The organism is Nonomuraea sp. CA-143628 (assembly GCF_050942315.1).
GTDB lineage: Bacteria > Actinomycetota > Actinomycetes > Streptosporangiales > Streptosporangiaceae > Nonomuraea.
In genome coordinates this window covers 3,134,935-3,149,411 of the sequence record NZ_CP192072.1, presented here as the reverse complement: position 1 = coordinate 3,149,411, position 14,477 = coordinate 3,134,935, and the positions used below count along the sequence as shown (strand labels likewise).

Genomic DNA, 14,477 nt, shown 5'->3' with positions numbered 1-14,477 from the left:
CTGGCACTGGCACTGGCACTGGCACTGGCAACGACAGCACTACCTGGCCGCGCACCGGGCGAGTCGTCACGGCAGCAGGCGCAGGTCGGCGTCCGTGACCAGGTCGAAGCGGAGGGCCAGGTTGATCAGCGCCGCCCGCTGCCAGTCGGCCTTGCCGCCCTCGTCCGGCTGCTTGACCCTGAGCTTGGTCGCGGCCAGGTAGTCGATGTGGAAGTTCACCCCGCTCCTGGTCAGCTGATGCCCCGCCAGCCGCTCGATCAGTTGCGGCACCGTCGGGACGACCGTGCTGGACGGGTCGTGCAGCCGTGCCTCGCAGAGCGCGACCAGGATGAGGAAGTACTTGGCCGTCCTGTCCAGCGGGAAGACGCCCCTCGTCGTCGCGCCCTGGCCGGGGACCGCCGCCGCCGTGCCGTACACGTGCTCGGGCGCGAACACCAGGAAACCGGTCGTGCCGTGTTCGGCCGGCAGGATCACCCGCGAGAACTCGAACGGCACCGGCATCCCCATCCGCAGCGGCGCCACCTTGACGAACTCGCCGCCGCCCTCCGGGTTCTCGACCACGTACGTGCGTTCGGCGCTGAGGTTGCTGATGAGCCAGTAGTCCTCGACCGCCTGGATGCGCCCGGCCAGCCGCGACACGGCCCGGTCGGCCACCACGATGTCGACCGGGACATCGTCGGCGCCGCGGCCGAATGTGGCGGTTTCGCCGGGCTTGAGGTCGGCTGCCACGGCCGTGTCGGTCTGGATGAGTACGGTACGCATGCGCATGGTTGTAGGTCCTAGTCGGCGATACGACCAGCTATAAGGTTCCAGGGGCTCCAGATCGAGACCGGCTACAGGGCTCCAGGGGCTACCAGATCGCCGGTCGCCGGTCGCCCCAGAAGCCGCCCCTGGCCGACTCGACCTGGGCCGACAGCGAGATCAGTGTGCCTTCGGCGCCCAGGCGGCCCGCCAGCATGACGCCGATCGGCAGCCCGTCGGCGGTCCAGTGCAGGGGCAGGTTCACGGCGGGCTGGCCGGTCACGTTGTAGATCGCGGGGAAGGCGGCGAACCTCTTCATCCGTTCGAACGTCTCCTCGACGTCGTCCACGTCCTCGAACCAGCCCACCGGCCGCGGCGGCTGTGTGACGGTCGGCGTGAGCACCGCGTCATAGGCGTTGGTCACCGTGAGCGCCGCCCTGGTGGCCAGCTGCAGAGCAGCCTGGGCCTGCAGGAACGTCGGGGCAGGAGTGGCGAAGCCGTGCTCGCGCAGCCGCCTGGTGAGCGGCCGGAGAAGATCGACCTGGTTCTCGGCCACGGGGTGCATGCAGGCGAAGGCGTACCACATGACGGTGAACTGCGGCACGGTCTCCGGCCCGAACGGCGGCTCGATCTCGACGACCTCGTGGCCGAGCGCGGCCAGCGTCGCGGCGGCGGCCTCGTACGCGGCGAGCACGTCCGGATGGACGTCGGCCCCGGGTACGACCGGCCGGGCGTAGCGGGCGATGCGCAGCCGACCAGGATCGCGTCCGGCGCAGGCCAGGAACGTGCCTTCGTGCGGCGGCGCGAGGTAGAGGTCGCCGGGGTTGTTGTGCGCCATCACGTCGAGCAGCGCCGCGGCGTCGGCGACGGTACGGGCGAGGGGGCCGTTCGTCGACAGGCCCGCGAGGTCGGGGATGATCGGCGCGAAGCTGATCCGGCCACGGGTGGGTTTGATGCCGAACAGCCCGCACACCGACGCCGGGATGCGGATCGAACCGGCCCCGTCGCTGCCCTGCGCGGCCGGTGCCAGCCCGGCGGCCACGGCCGCGGCGGCGCCGCCGCTCGACCCGCCCGCGGACATACGAGGATCCCATGGCGAGCGAGAGGGCGGCGAGAGAGCGGTCTCGGTGTAGCAGGGCAGGCCGAACTCCGGTGTCGCGGTCTTCCCCAGCATCACTGTGCCCGCGTCACGCAGGCGCTCGACCACCGTGTCGTCCACCGGGGCGACGAAACCCCGGTATGTCGACGACCCGAACATGATGGGCACGTCCTTCACCAGGTTAAGATCCTTTATGGGGATCGGCACTCCGGCGAGGGGTCCGTCTGGCAGCTCCTTGGTCAGACGGTGCGCCTGTTCGAGGGCTCTCTCGGCGGTCACCGTCACATACGCACCCACCTGTGGATCGATTCGCTCGATCCGATCGAGGTAGTGCCGCGTGAGCTCGACCGGCGAAATCTCCTGGTCACGGATGGCTTGCGCCTGCTCGAGCGCCGAAAGCTCGTGAAGTTCTCGCACGCTACCGCACACTAGGCATCTCTAGAGAAGAACGTAATAGATACCCGGAAAACGGGCGTAGAACACGGTGAGCTGGGCCATAAAACTATGGACAAGGCAGCACTAGGAATCGACAAGAATCACGGGCTACGGTGAGTTACGTGGACTCCGACCATCAGCGAGAAGACGGTCACAACTCCTCACCCATCTGGGTGAGTGACCGACCCGAAGGCGAGCCGGCCCCCGCGAAGCAATCGGCGCCCACGTCAACCTACGCGCCCATCGAGCGCGCGTCGTTGCGCAGCCTGCTCCAACAGCCACGCTTCCGCCGCATGCGCAACCGCGCCGTGCTGGCGATCCCCGTTGGCGTGGTCGTGGGCATCCTCGTGGGCGACTGGCGGGTAGGCGTGACCGCAGGCGTGATCGCGGCCATCCTCGACACTGTCTACCGAGCGCGGTCCAACTCGACCGTGCCGGCCTGGCGCCGTGCCTCCATCGCGGAACGCCGCACCGAGACCCAGCTACGTAAGCTCGAACGCAACGGCTATCGCACGCTCCACGCGCGGGCGATACCGGACAGCGAGGCCCAGATCGACCACCTCGTGGTGGGCCCGACGGGCGTCTACGCGGTCGACTCCGAGAAGTGGGACAAACGGCTGCCCGTACGCGTCCAGATGGGCAAGAAGCTCTTCCATGGGCCGTTCGACATGAAGCCACGTCTCACCGAGGCCAAATGGGAGGCTTCGCGGGCCAGCGAGCTGATCAGCGAGGCCTACGGCAAGGAGATCTCCGTCGTGCCCTCGCTGGCCATCTACGGGCCGCCCGTGCCGTGGAAGATCATGACGATCCGCGGCGTGGACGTCTACGAGGGCGGCCGGGCCCGCAAGTGGATCACCAAGCGCGAGCGGGCGCTGACCAAGGCGGAGATCGACCGCCTGCACGACATCGCGGCCCAGGTCCTGCCCGCGAGATACGGCGAGGGCTGACCCAACCGAGCTTTCAAGGCACGCCCGCCGGCAGTCCGGCGGGCGTGCCTTCGGCGGTTCCGGAGGCACGCCACCGGCGGTCCTGACGGCGTGCCGGGCTCTGAGGCGTGCGGTCCTGACGGCGTGCCGGGTCCTGAGGTGTAGGGGGCTCACGCGTGGCCGGGGTCCACCCAGCTCGCCGCCGTACGCGTTCCGAGCGGTGGACAGTTGTCTCAGCAACCGGGCAAATGGTCGTACGATGTGAGGACTCGCAACGATGGGAGAAGTTCAATGCCCGCCCTCAGGTCTCGTACGGTCACCCATGGCAGGAACATGGTCGGCGCCCGCGCCCTCCTCCGGGCGACCGGCGTAGCCGGGAGCGATTTCGGCAAGCCCATCATCGCCGTGGCCAACAGTTTCACGCAGTTCGTGCCGGGCCATGTTCATCTGCGCGACGTCGGCGACGTGGTGTCCGCCGCGATCCGCGAGGCGGGGGCGATCCCGCGTGAGTTCAACACGATCGCGGTCGACGACGGCATCGCGATGGGCCACGGCGGCATGCTCTATTCGCTGCCGTCGCGCGAGCTGATCGCCGACGCCGTCGAGTACATGGTCAACGCCCACTGCGCCGACGCGATGATCTGCGTCTCCAACTGCGACAAGATCACGCCGGGCATGCTGCTGGCCGCCTTCCGGCTCAACATCCCGACGATCTTCGTCTCGGGCGGGCCGATGGAGGCGGGCAAGACGCCCGGCCGCAAGCTCGACCTGATCGACCCGATGGTCGCCGCCGCCGACAGCAGCGTCTCCGACGAGGAGCTGCTGGAGATGGAGGAGAACGCCTGCCCGACCTGCGGGTCGTGCTCGGGCATGTTCACCGCCAACTCCATGAACTGCCTGGCCGAGGCGATCGGCCTGGCGCTGCCCGGCAACGGCACGATCCTGGCCACGCACAAGGCGCGCAAGAACCTTTTCGAGGACGCCGGGCGCCAGCTCGTGGAGATCACCCGCCGCTACTACGAGGACGGCGACGAGTCGGTGCTGCCGCGCTCGATCGCCACCAGCGAGGCCTTCGAGAACGCGATGGCGCTGGACGTGGCGATGGGCGGCTCGACCAACACGATCCTGCACATCCTGGCCGCGGCCCGCGAGGCCGAGGTCGACTTCGGGCTCAAGGAGATCAACGAGATCTCCCTGCGCGTGCCGTGCCTGTGCAAGGTGGCTCCGGCGACGAACAAATACCACGTCGAGGACGTGCACCGCGCGGGCGGCATCCCGGCCATCCTGGGTGAGCTCGACCGCGCCGGGCTGCTCCACCGCGACGTGTCGACGGTCAACGGCACCACGCTCGGCGAGACGATCGCCGCCTGGGACCCCCAGTCGCCCACGGTGCGGCCCGAGGCCGTGGAGCTGTGGCACGCGGCACCGGGCAACGTCCGCACGGTCAAGCCATACTCGCAGGACAACCGCTGGGACTCCCTCGACCTCGACCGGGCCGAGGGCTGCGTGCGCGACCTGGCGCACGCCTACAGCGCCGACGGCGGGCTCGCGGTGCTCTACGGCAACATCTCGCGTGACGGCGCCGTGGTGAAGACGGCCGGGGTCGACGAGTCGATCTGGAAGTTCAGCGGGCCGGCGGTGGTGTTCGAGTCGCAGGAGCAGGCGGTCGAGGGCATCCTCGGCGACCGGGTCAAGGAGGGCGACGTGGTCGTCATCCGCTACGAGGGCCCGAAGGGCGGGCCGGGCATGCAGGAGATGCTCTACCCGACGTCGTTCCTCAAGGGCCGGGGCCTGGGCAAGGCGTGCGCGCTGGTCACCGACGGCCGCTTCTCCGGCGGCACGTCCGGGCTGTCGATCGGGCACGCCTCTCCGGAGGCGGCCGAGGGCGGCATGATCGCGCTGGTCGAGGACGGCGACACGATCGAGATCGACATCCCCAACCGGTCGATGGAGCTCCGGGTCCCCGAGGCCGAGCTGGCGGAGCGCCGTACGCGCCTGCTCGCCGACCTGGGCGGCTATCGGCCCCGCGACCGCAACCGGCCGGTCAGCGCCGCCCTCCAGGCGTACGCGGCCATGACGACCTCGGCCTCGACGGGCGCGTCGCGCGATCTCTCTCAGCTGTCTCGATAAGTCTTCTTTACGGCAGGCACGGTTGGCCCCATCCGCCGTGCCTGCTGAGGTCTGTCCAGGGGCACGCTCCTCCGGTTCACCGGCTGAGCGCCGTGACGTGCGTCTTGTTGGCCATGGCTTCCGTCAATGGTCGGCCGTGGCTTCCGTGCCTGGCCTGCCGTGACTTCCGTGCCTGGCCTGCCGTGACTTCCGTGCCTGGTCAGCCCTGGCTTCCGTCCGCGATGGCGTGCGACCTCCGCCCGTGGGGACGTGGCGAGTTCCGTCAGCGTGGCCTGCGGCTTCCATCAGTGGTGGCATGGCGGCTTTCGCCAGCCGTGGCGTGGCATCTGACGAGCCTTATCCGTTCGATACAGGGTGCTTACCAGCCGTACAGGCTTTCGAAAACTGTCGGTGGTCGTCTCTATTGTGGGGGTATGGCTACAGGCGTGAACTCCCACACTCGCCCGCTGACCACCGCCGAGATCGCTGCCCTCGCCCTGTCCCTCGCTCATCTGGGGTCCGGTCCGCAGGCCGTCACCGCCAGGCGCGGTCTGCAGCACGCGCTCGAGCACCTGGAGCTCGACGATGATGTCATCGCCACCACCCTCACGACGCTCACCGAGCCGCTGCCCGTGGACATCGCGTCGCGGGCCAGGCTCATCGCGGACGCCATCACCAGCAGGCTGATGATTCGTCTGCACTATCGGGATGCTTCAGGACATGTCACGGCTCGGGATGTCGAGCCGGTGACGTGCCTGGTGCATCGCGAATACTGGTATCTCGTCGGGATCTGCCGGATGCGGCGGGCCATCCGGGCGTTCCGGTTCGACCGGATTCTCGCGGTCGAGCCGACGCTGACCCCATCCCGGCCGCACCTGGCCGACCGGTTCCTGCCGTTCCAGCGACGCAAGCGGGCTCGCGCCGCCTAAGGAGCGTCCCTCCCGAAGGCCGGGCGGGACTCACAGCGCCTGGCGAGCACCCTGCCCGCATGGCTGGCGAGGCACGCGTCACGTGAGGCGTGCCCCGCCGGAAGACTGGGTCGAGGCTCGACCCGTCGCGCCCAAGCCGTCGGCGCGGTGGGTCGGCCTGATGGCCTGCGGCACCGCGGGGCAGGCGTGGGCGGCCACTGAAGCCGACCGCGGGGCGGGCTTGGGCGGCCGACAAAGCCGGACGACCTGCGGCGCCCTAACCGGGCTGCCCACGTCCGGCGGTCCCTAACCGTCGACGCGGCGGGTCGGCCGGTGAAGCCGGGCGTCAGCCGCAGCATCCCCCGCCGCAGCAGCCGCCCGAGCTCGGCGCGGCGGCGCCGCCGGTCATCGCGACCGTGGAGAGCAACCTGACGGTGTCGTCGTGCCCCTCGGGGCACGCGGCCGCCTCGTCGGAGGCGGCCATCGGACGGGTCACCTCGAAGGTCGACCCGCAGGCACGGCAGCGAAAGTCATAGCGCGGCATGCCCCCAAGACTACGGCAAACCAGGCTTCGGCAAAGGTCCGAAGGTCACCTGGGCGTAGTCGTGGACGGGCTCGTAGCCGATCGACCGGTAGATGGCGTTGCTCGTCGGATTGGCCAGGTCGGCGAAGAGCACCACCTGCTCACAGCGCGTCTCCAGCGCCACCCGGCTGGCGAACGCGGTGACGGCGGCGCCGTACCCCTGTCTGCGGCAGGACGGCGGCGTGTACACCGGCCCGATGCGGCAGACGCCGCCCGCCGCGGGCGACAGGGCGGCCATCGACACCGGGACCCCGTCCGCCTCCCACATGAACAGCTGCCGCCCGGCCAGCCGGTGCTGGACCTGCTGGACGGGATCCCCCATGCCCAGGCCCACCTCCTCGCCGAACGCCTGGAACCAGGCGACCAGCAGGGGAAAGTCGGCGACACCCGCCAGGCGGCCGTGGCCGGCCGTGTCGGGGACGACCAGGGTGCCGAGGCGGTAGAGGCGCTCCGACAGCACGGAGCGGGGCTCGCCGAGCACCTCGGAGAGCGCGCCGGTCAGCTCCAGCGGGCCCCGGACCTCTGTGATCTCGCCCCGCCACGCCGTGACCAGGGACGCGATGGACTCGACCGGCATGCGGGCCAGGGCCATCGGAAGCGGCGGCGTGCGGAAGGCCGCCCCCCGGACTTCGCCGTCGGTGGTCCACCAGCCGAAGGAGGCGTCACCGGCGGGCATCCCGGCGCGGATGTTGGCCAGCACCGTCAGCGGCACCGTGTTGCCCACGGGGTCGGCGAGCAGGAACGCCTCAGCGGCGCTCGCGTACTCCTCGACGTCGGCGGTGAAGGTCCACATGCCCTGGAATCCTGCCAGGAGCCGTGAAGCACGACAAAGACATTTCGGGCCCGGATCCCAGGGATCCGGGCCCGAAGGTCAGGCAGCCGCTTCCAGGTAGGGCGCCCATTGGGGATCGCCGACGAGCGAGGCGCCGATGAGCCGCCAGTGAGCGCCCCGTGGCACCGCCGGGGCGACGCGCAGCGTCCACCCCAGCTCCTCCAGGAACTTGTCGGCCTTCCTGTGGTTGCACGGCGTGCACGAGGCGACGCAGTTCTCCCAGGTGTGGGCGCCACCCCTGGACCGGGGGATGACATGGTCGATGGTCTCGGCCCGCAGGCCGCAGTAGGCACAGCGGTAGTCGTCGCGCCGCATGAGCGCGGCCCTGGTCAGGGGGATGCGAGACCGGTAGGGAATACGGACGTATCTGCGCAGCCGGACCACCGAGGGCACCTCCAGCGTGCACGTCGCGGAGCGCAGGACCGCGCCCCCGCCGTCACGATGGACGATGTCGGCCTTCTCCCGCAGCACGAGCACGATGGCTCGGTGCAGCGACAGAGTGGTGAGTGGCTCGTAAGTAGCGTTGAGCAGCAGGACTTGGCGCGTCATCGGGCCTCTCCCTGCTGCATGGGTATCAAGGGGGACATGCCGTGGCATGTCCCGGCTGTCGGCCCCTCCTGGGGCACTGGTGCTTCCGTCACGTGGACCTCCGCCGGACGGCCCAGCGGATGGTCACCACGGCACCGTCCTGTCACCAAGTCTGGCGTTTACCGCGTGGTCCCCGCCACCCCATAACCCCCAGCCGGAATGACCAGAGGGACGCACGGTACGTTTTATGCCCACTTCACCAGGGCTTTACGCGCCCTGCTTGGCAGTAGGGTTCGGGCATGACGCGAGAGCCTTACCCCACAGCACGCCGCGAGGAAAGCGCCGAGATTTTGCACAACACTCCCGTCGCGGACCCCTATCGCTGGCTTGAGGATCCCGACAGCCCGGAGACGCAGGGATGGCTGCTCGCGCAGGCCGACCTGTTCAAGCGGCAGAGCAAGCCGCAGCGGTTCGGGGACCGCATCGCCGAGCTGCTCAGGTCGGGCTCCGTGGGGGTGCCCGCGTGGCGCGGCGACCGCCACTTCTTCAGCCGCCGCACGCCGGACCAGGAGCACGCGGTCTACTACGTCGCCGAAAAGGATGGCGGCACCGAGCGGGTCCTGATCGATCCCATGGCCATCGACCCGTCGGGCCTGACCACGCTCGACGCCGTCCAGCCCGACAAGGAGGGCCGCCTGCTCGCCTACCAGATCTCGGTGGGCGGCAACGAGGAGTCGGTCCTCTACGTCATGGACGTGGCCACCGGCGTCCGGGTCGAGGGCCCGATCGACCGGTGCCGCTACTCGCCCATCGCGTGGCTGCCGGGCGGCGAGGCGTTCTACTACGTACGCCGTCTGCCGAGCACGGAGCTGCCGGAGGGCGAGTCGCAGTTCCACCGCCGCGTCTACCTGCACCGCGTCGGCACGTCCACCGAGGACGACGTGATGATCTTCGGCGAGGGCCTGAAGATGACCAACTACTACGGCGTCTCGGTCTCCCGTGACGGCCGCTGGCTCCAGATCTCCGCCAGTGAGGGCACGGCGCCGCGCAACGACCTGTGGGTGGCCGACCTGACCGCGTCCCCGCCTGACAGCCCTGACCTCCAGGTCGTGCAGGAGGGTGTGGACGCCCAGACGGGGCTCTCGTTCGGCCGCGACGGCAGGCTGTACGTCCACACCGACCGTGACGCGCCGCGCGTCCGGATCTGCGTCACCGACCCGGAGACGCCCGGCGTCGACAACTGGCGCGACCTGATCCCGGAGGACTCCGAAGCGGTGCTGTCCGACTTCGCGATCCTCGACGACCTTGAGCGCCCGGTCATGCTGGTGGGCTGGACCCGCCACGCGATCAGCGAGATCACGGTGCACGACCTGGCCACCGGCGAGCGGATCGGCGAGGTGCCGGCCCCCGGCCTCGGCTCGATCGGCGGCATCTCCGAGCGTCCCGAGGGCGGCCACGAGGCGTGGTTCGGCTACACCGACAACACCACGCCGCCGACCATCCAGCGCTACGACGCCAGGACCGGCGAGACCACGCTCTGGGCCGCCTCACCGGGCGTGGTGGACGTGCCGCCGGTGCGTACGTCCCAGGTCGTCTATCAGTCCAAGGACGGCACCGACGTCCGCATGCTGGTCATCTCGCCGGTCGACGGCGAAGGGCCGCGCCCGACCATCCTGTACGGCTACGGCGGCTTCGGGCTGTCCATGACCCCCGGCTACTCCGCCTCGGTGCTCGCCTGGGTGGAGGCGGGCGGCGTCTACGTGATCGCCAACCTGCGCGGCGGCGGCGAGGAGGGCGAGGACTGGCACCGCGCCGGCATGCTCGGCAACAAGCAGAACGTCTTCGACGACTTCCACGCCGCGGCCGAGCACCTCATCGCGACCGGCGTGACGACGTCCGAGCAGCTGGCCATCTCCGGCGGCTCCAACGGCGGGCTGCTGGTGGGCGCGGCGCTGACGCAGCGTCCCGAGCTGTACTCGGCCGTCGTCTGCTCCGCGCCGCTGCTGGACATGATCCGTTACGAGCAGTTCGGGCTGGGGGCGACCTGGAACGTCGAGTACGGCTCGGCCGCCGACCCCGAGGGGTTCGGCTGGTTGTCGGCCTATTCGCCGTATCACCAGGTCCGCGAGGGTGTGGCGTACCCCGCGACGCTGTTCACGGTCTTCCAGTCGGACACGCGCGTACACCCGCTGCACGCGTGGAAGATGTGCGCGGCGCTGCAGCACGCGTCCACGGGTGAGGGGCCGATCGTGCTGCGCAACGAGACCGAGGTGGGCCATGGCGCCCGTTCGATCAGCAGGTCGGTCGATCTGTCCGCTGACACGCTGACCTTCCTGGCCCGGCACACCGGCCTGTAGCCGCTACAGGCCGGTAGCCGAAACAGGCCTATAGCCGAAACAGGCCTATAGCCGAAACAGGCCTATAGCCGAAAACAGGAGCGTCAGCGGGGGAAGATGACCGTCCGGTGGCCGTCGAGCAGCACCCGCTGCTCGGCGTGCCACTTGACGGCCCTGGCCAGCGCCACGCACTCCACGTCCCGCCCGATCGCCACCAGGTCCGCCGGGGAGTGACTGTGGTTCACCCGGGCCACCTCCTGCTCGATGATCGGCCCCTCGTCCAGGTTGGACGTGACATAGTGCGCCGTCGCGCCGATCAGCTTGACGCCCCGGTCATGTGCTTGGTGGTAGGGCCTGGCGCCCTTGAACGACGGCAGGAACGAGTGGTGGATGTTGATCGCCCGGCCCGCCAGCTTCTCGCAGAGGTCCTCCGACAGCACCTGCATGTAGCGCGCCAGCACCACCAGCTCCACCTGGTAGTGCTCGACCAGCGCCAGCACCTCCGCCTCCTGCCGGGCCTTGGTCTCGGGGGTGACGGGCAGGTGGTGGTAGTCGATGCCGTACGACTGCGTCAGGGGCCGCAGGTCGGGGTGGTTGGACGCGACGGCGACGATCTCGATGTCCAGGGCCTTGGCGCGCACCCGGTAGAGCAGATCGTTGAGGCAGTGGTCGAACTTGCTGACCATGATCAGCACCCGCGGCTTCCTGGCCACGTCGCGCAGCTTGATCTCCATGCCGAACTCCGGCGCCAGGGCGGCGAAGGCCGCGCGCAGCTCGTCCTCCGGCAGCGGCGCCGCGAACTGGACCCGCATGAAGAAGCGCTGCGCCTCCTGGTCCCCGAACTGCTGACTCTCGATGATGTTGCATCCGTGTCCGGCCAGCAGGCCCGATACGGCGGCCACGACACCGGGCCGGTCGGGGCAGGACAAAGTCAGGATGTATTCGGCAGAGCTCATAGTTTCACTCTCGCGGGCAGGAGATCACCGGGTGGCTTCGGGTTGACCTGGGCAGACTACCTCTCAGCGGCGGACCCCACATCGCCGTACGGCCGGCGGGCAGCGCACATGGAGCGCCTCCCCCGCTAGACCGACCCGAATGGATGGAGTGCCCGCCTTTGGATGCTTCCGTACTGATCGCGATCGCCTGTGTGTTCGCGTTCGTGTCCGGGATGAACGACGGCGGCGCCCTGCTCGCGACCGGGCTCAAACTGCCCGCGATCCGTCCGGCGGTCGGCACCCTCACCCTGGTGGTGCTGATGGCGTTGGTGCCGCTGGTGACCCATCAGGTCGCGCGGACGTTCGTGACCCGGCTGGCCACCTTCCAGGGGCCGGGCGCGAAGATCGCGATGTCGGTCGCGGTGGTCGCCGCGCTGAGCGTGGTCCTGGCGCTGAGCGCGAAGGGCCTGCCGACCAGCCTCACCCTGGCCGTCGTCGGCGGCCTCACCGGGGCCGGGCTGGGCTGGGGGCTGCCGGTCTCGGCCGGGTCGGTCGCCCAGGTGCTGGCCTTCGCCCTGGCCGCGCCCGTCGTGGGCGGGCTGCTGGGCTGGGTGGTGATCCGGCTGCTGCTCCTGGTGACGACCGGCGCGGGGCTCCCACGCTGGCACTGGGCGGGCTTCCTGCTGCAGACCGTCGCCTACTCGGCCAACGACGGCCAGAAGGTGCTGGCCGTCCTGATGGTCGCGGGTGGCTTCTCGAACGCGCCGCTCCCCTACACCTCGCTGGTGGCGGTGCTGTTCGGGTTCGGCACCGTGTACGGCCTGCCCAAGGCGGGACGCACGCTGGGCCGGGAGCTCATCGTCTTCCGCCCCCTGCACGGCGTGACGGCCGAACTGGCCTCGGGCCTCGCGGTGATCGGCAGCTCGGCCCTGGGTATGCCGGTGAGCATGACACAGGCCATCGCCGGCGGACTGATCGGCGCCGGGGTGGCACAGGGTGCCGGCCGGGTCCGCTGGCACGCCGCCGTCAAGATCGTCGTCGCCTGGGTGCTGACGCTTCCGATGAGCGCGCTGGTGGCCGCGCTCGCGTCGTACGCGGTGAGGGGGGTGACGGCATGAAGCGGTTGCGAAGGGCCCAGGCGCTGCTGTCCGGACGCATGGACAGCGCGCTCACCGAGGCCCTGCTCGGTCAGCTGGCGGCGACCAAGGAGGGCGCCTGGCTGGCGATGGCCATGATCGGCGGGGAGGTGGGCCGGACGGGCGCCCACGAGAAGATGCGGGTGATCGAGCACCTCGGTGACCAGGAGCGGCGCACCCTGGTGGAGGAGCTCAAGTCGGCCCTGGTCACCCCGATCGACCGAGAGGACCTCTACCGCCTCTCCCGCTCGATCGACGACGTCCTGGACTCACTGCGCGACTTCGTGCGCGAGTCGCACCTGTATCGGGTGCCGGACCAGCTCCGCTTCGCGCCGCTGCTCGACCAAGTCATCGACGGCATCGACGCCCTGGAGAACGCCGTCCGCGACCTCGCCTCGCGCCCCTCGGCCGTGCTCCATGACGCGCTGGAGGCGAAGAAGACCGGCCGGTCCATCAGGCGCATGTACCAGTACGAGATCGCCCGCATCTTCTCGGGCGAGCTGACCTCCGACGCGATGAAGCAACGCGAGCTGGTGCGCCGCCTGGAGATCGTCGGCATGGCCATCGGCGAGGCCGCCGACGCCATCGCCGACGGTTCCATGAAACGCTGACCACGGTACGTGCGTGAGGAGGCCGCGTGGAGTCCCACCAGATCAGCAGTGACCGTCCGGCCGCGCGGGTGGTCTGCGTGGACGCCGAGGGCCGGGTGCTGCTCGTGCGATGGCATGACCACGTCAGCGGCGAGGCGATCTGGGAGCCGCCGGGTGGCGGGATCGACCCCGGCGAGACGCCCCTGGAGGCGGCCGCCCGGGAGCTGACCGAGGAGACCGGCCTGCCGGGGTTGGCCGTACGCGATCAGTGGGTGCCCGTCCATCGGGACTTCACCTGGCTCGGTGTGCGGTACGTGAAGACCGAGCCCTTCTACCTGGCCCGCTTCCCCAGGAAGGCCCCCGAGGTGGACCCGGGCGAGCTCACGGACGAGGAGGCTCGGGCCTACCTCGGTTACCGGTGGTTCGCCGCCGACGAGCTGCCGCACGAAGTCGAGCCGCCCGAGCTGGCCGCGGTGATCGCCAAGCTGACGGGACCGGCCTGACGCACGGCCTCAGGTCCAGCCTCGTAGAGCCACCGGCGGCCTCACTCGCGATCAGAGGTCCAGCGTGAGGCCACCTGTGGCCACGGCCAGCTCGCCGTCATACGTCCGGGCGGCCGCCGCCAGCGCGGGCTCGGGCGGGGTGTCCGGCCACAGGTGGGTGAGCACCAGCCGGGCCACACCGGCGCGAGCCGCCGTACGACCCGCGTCGAGGGCGCTCGACAGGTAGGGCGCGTCCTCGTCGGGCACCTGTTCGGGATAGGTCGCCTCGGCCAGCAGCACGTCGGCGTCCCGGGCCAGCTCGGCCAGCTCGGGGGCGGGCCCGGTGTCTCCCGTGTACGCGACCACCCGGCCGCCGCCGGTCAGCCGGAGTCCCGCGTTGGGCACATGGTGCGGGAGCGACCAGGTGTCCAGACGGAAGGGCCCGATCTCGTACGGCTTGCCGGGAGCCAGGTCGTACGACTCGAAACTGCCGGCCAGCATGCGGGCCTTGTCCAGCGCGAGCACGGCGGTGAGGGCCTCAGGCGGCGCGTACACCGGCAGCGCGGCCGGCGGCGCGTCACCCAGGGCGCGGGCCCGCAGGAGGGGATTCAGGTCGGCGCAGTGGTCAGGGTGGCCATGCGTGACCAGCACGGCGTCGATCTCCTCGGCCGCCGTCGACATCAGCAGCCTGGGCAGGGTGGCGTAGCCGGGATCGATCAGCACCCGGAACCCGTCGTGCTCGACCAGGTAGCCGCTGCACGCCTGCCCGGCCGCCGGCCATGCCCCGCAGCCGCCCAGCACCGTGATTCTCACCATAAAAAGGGAAATATAGCGGGC

The 14,477-nt window shown here is 70.1% G+C and carries 14 protein-coding genes; 7 read left to right on the top strand and 7 right to left on the bottom strand.

The features are described 5' to 3' along the window. Positions 1-66: 66 nt before the first annotated feature. Positions 67-762, bottom strand: a complete 696-nt coding sequence (locus ACQP2T_RS14745; RefSeq protein ID WP_433516713.1) for a winged helix-turn-helix domain-containing protein — start codon at positions 760-762, stop codon at positions 67-69. An 88-nt stretch (positions 763-850) separates the two neighbouring features. Beyond that, positions 851-2,257, bottom strand: a complete 1,407-nt coding sequence (locus tag ACQP2T_RS14740; RefSeq protein ID WP_433516712.1) for an amidase — start codon at positions 2,255-2,257, stop codon at positions 851-853. Positions 2,258-2,568: 311 nt separating this feature from the next. On the opposite strand from ACQP2T_RS14740, the gene ACQP2T_RS14735 reads away from it, so the two are divergent. The 3 genes from ACQP2T_RS14735 to ACQP2T_RS14725 all read left to right on the top strand — a co-directional run bounded on the left by ACQP2T_RS14735 (position 2,569) and on the right by ACQP2T_RS14725 (position 6,239). After that, on the top strand, positions 2,569-3,222 hold the full coding sequence (locus ACQP2T_RS14735) for a nuclease-related domain-containing protein (RefSeq protein WP_433516711.1): 654 nt from the start codon (positions 2,569-2,571) through the stop codon (positions 3,220-3,222). A gap of 270 nt (positions 3,223-3,492) precedes the next feature. Beyond that, entirely contained in the window at positions 3,493-5,331 is a 1,839-nt protein-coding gene (gene ilvD / locus ACQP2T_RS14730) for a dihydroxy-acid dehydratase (protein WP_433516710.1), read from the top strand. Positions 5,332-5,744: 413 nt separating this feature from the next. Beyond that, entirely contained in the window at positions 5,745-6,239 is a 495-nt protein-coding gene (locus ACQP2T_RS14725; RefSeq protein ID WP_357953534.1) for a WYL domain-containing protein, read from the top strand. 325 nt (positions 6,240-6,564) lie between these two features. Here ACQP2T_RS14725 and ACQP2T_RS14720 read toward each other — a convergent pair whose 3' ends face one another. The 3 genes from ACQP2T_RS14720 to ACQP2T_RS14710 all read right to left on the bottom strand — a co-directional run bounded on the left by ACQP2T_RS14720 (position 6,565) and on the right by ACQP2T_RS14710 (position 8,182). Continuing rightward, positions 6,565-6,762: an FmdB family zinc ribbon protein gene (locus tag ACQP2T_RS14720; RefSeq protein WP_357953535.1), complete on the bottom strand. Its 198-nt coding sequence runs from the start codon at positions 6,760-6,762 to the stop codon at positions 6,565-6,567. Between the two features lie 10 nt (positions 6,763-6,772). Further along, on the bottom strand, positions 6,773-7,594 hold the full coding sequence (locus tag ACQP2T_RS14715; protein WP_433516709.1) for a GNAT family N-acetyltransferase: 822 nt from the start codon (positions 7,592-7,594) through the stop codon (positions 6,773-6,775). Between the two features lie 78 nt (positions 7,595-7,672). Continuing rightward, positions 7,673-8,182 carry an HNH endonuclease gene (locus ACQP2T_RS14710; RefSeq protein WP_225292546.1) on the bottom strand — a complete coding sequence of 170 codons (510 nt, stop codon included), beginning with the start codon at positions 8,180-8,182 and terminating at the stop codon, positions 7,673-7,675. 278 nt (positions 8,183-8,460) lie between these two features. Here ACQP2T_RS14710 and ACQP2T_RS14705 point away from each other — a divergent pair, with 278 nt between their 5' ends. Next, complete coding sequence (locus ACQP2T_RS14705; RefSeq protein ID WP_433516708.1) at positions 8,461-10,518, top strand: prolyl oligopeptidase family serine peptidase; 2,058 nt, start codon at positions 8,461-8,463, stop codon at positions 10,516-10,518. An 83-nt stretch (positions 10,519-10,601) separates the two neighbouring features. On the opposite strand, the gene purU is transcribed toward ACQP2T_RS14705, so the two are convergent. Then, a complete protein-coding gene (gene purU / locus ACQP2T_RS14700; protein WP_433516707.1) occupies positions 10,602-11,453 on the bottom strand; it encodes a formyltetrahydrofolate deformylase in 852 nt (283 codons plus the stop codon). Positions 11,454-11,611: 158 nt separating this feature from the next. Here purU and ACQP2T_RS14695 point away from each other — a divergent pair, with 158 nt between their 5' ends. The 3 genes from ACQP2T_RS14695 to ACQP2T_RS14685 are packed head-to-tail and all read left to right on the top strand — an operon-like array spanning position 11,612 to position 13,661. Next, entirely contained in the window at positions 11,612-12,550 is a 939-nt protein-coding gene (locus ACQP2T_RS14695) for an anion permease (RefSeq protein ID WP_433516706.1), read from the top strand. Beyond that, positions 12,547-13,179 carry a DUF47 domain-containing protein gene (locus tag ACQP2T_RS14690; RefSeq protein ID WP_433516705.1) on the top strand — a complete coding sequence of 211 codons (633 nt, stop codon included), beginning with the start codon at positions 12,547-12,549 and terminating at the stop codon, positions 13,177-13,179. Before ACQP2T_RS14695 ends, ACQP2T_RS14690 begins: the two co-directional genes overlap by 4 nt. A gap of 26 nt (positions 13,180-13,205) precedes the next feature. Next, a complete protein-coding gene (locus ACQP2T_RS14685) occupies positions 13,206-13,661 on the top strand; it encodes an NUDIX hydrolase (protein ID WP_433516704.1) in 456 nt (151 codons plus the stop codon). Positions 13,662-13,712: 51 nt separating this feature from the next. On the opposite strand, the gene ACQP2T_RS14680 is transcribed toward ACQP2T_RS14685, so the two are convergent. After that, positions 13,713-14,456: an MBL fold metallo-hydrolase gene (locus ACQP2T_RS14680; protein WP_433516703.1), complete on the bottom strand. Its 744-nt coding sequence runs from the start codon at positions 14,454-14,456 to the stop codon at positions 13,713-13,715. Positions 14,457-14,477 lie beyond the last annotated feature (21 nt).

What these genes read in the sequence shown, in the direction of transcription:
- ACQP2T_RS14735 (WP_433516711.1), top strand. Translation starts at nt 2,569, where the DNA reads ATGCGCAACCGCGCCGTGCTGGCGATCCCCGTTGGCGTGGTCGTGGGC.
- ACQP2T_RS14745 (WP_433516713.1), bottom strand. Translation starts at nt 762, where the DNA reads ATGCGTACCGTACTCATCCAGACCGACACGGCCGTGGCAGCCGACCTC.
- ACQP2T_RS14690 (WP_433516705.1), top strand. Translation starts at nt 12,547, where the DNA reads ATGAAGCGGTTGCGAAGGGCCCAGGCGCTGCTGTCCGGACGCATGGAC.
- ACQP2T_RS14725 (WP_357953534.1), top strand. Translation starts at nt 5,745, where the DNA reads ATGGCTACAGGCGTGAACTCCCACACTCGCCCGCTGACCACCGCCGAG.
- ACQP2T_RS14705 (WP_433516708.1), top strand. Translation starts at nt 8,461, where the DNA reads ATGACGCGAGAGCCTTACCCCACAGCACGCCGCGAGGAAAGCGCCGAG.
- ACQP2T_RS14710 (WP_225292546.1), bottom strand. Translation starts at nt 8,182, where the DNA reads ATGACGCGCCAAGTCCTGCTGCTCAACGCTACTTACGAGCCACTCACC.
- ACQP2T_RS14720 (WP_357953535.1), bottom strand. Translation starts at nt 6,762, where the DNA reads ATGCCGCGCTATGACTTTCGCTGCCGTGCCTGCGGGTCGACCTTCGAG.
- ilvD (WP_433516710.1), top strand. Translation starts at nt 3,493, where the DNA reads ATGCCCGCCCTCAGGTCTCGTACGGTCACCCATGGCAGGAACATGGTC.
- purU (WP_433516707.1), bottom strand. Translation starts at nt 11,453, where the DNA reads ATGAGCTCTGCCGAATACATCCTGACTTTGTCCTGCCCCGACCGGCCC.
- ACQP2T_RS14680 (WP_433516703.1), bottom strand. Translation starts at nt 14,456, where the DNA reads ATGGTGAGAATCACGGTGCTGGGCGGCTGCGGGGCATGGCCGGCGGCC.
- ACQP2T_RS14715 (WP_433516709.1), bottom strand. Translation starts at nt 7,594, where the DNA reads ATGTGGACCTTCACCGCCGACGTCGAGGAGTACGCGAGCGCCGCTGAG.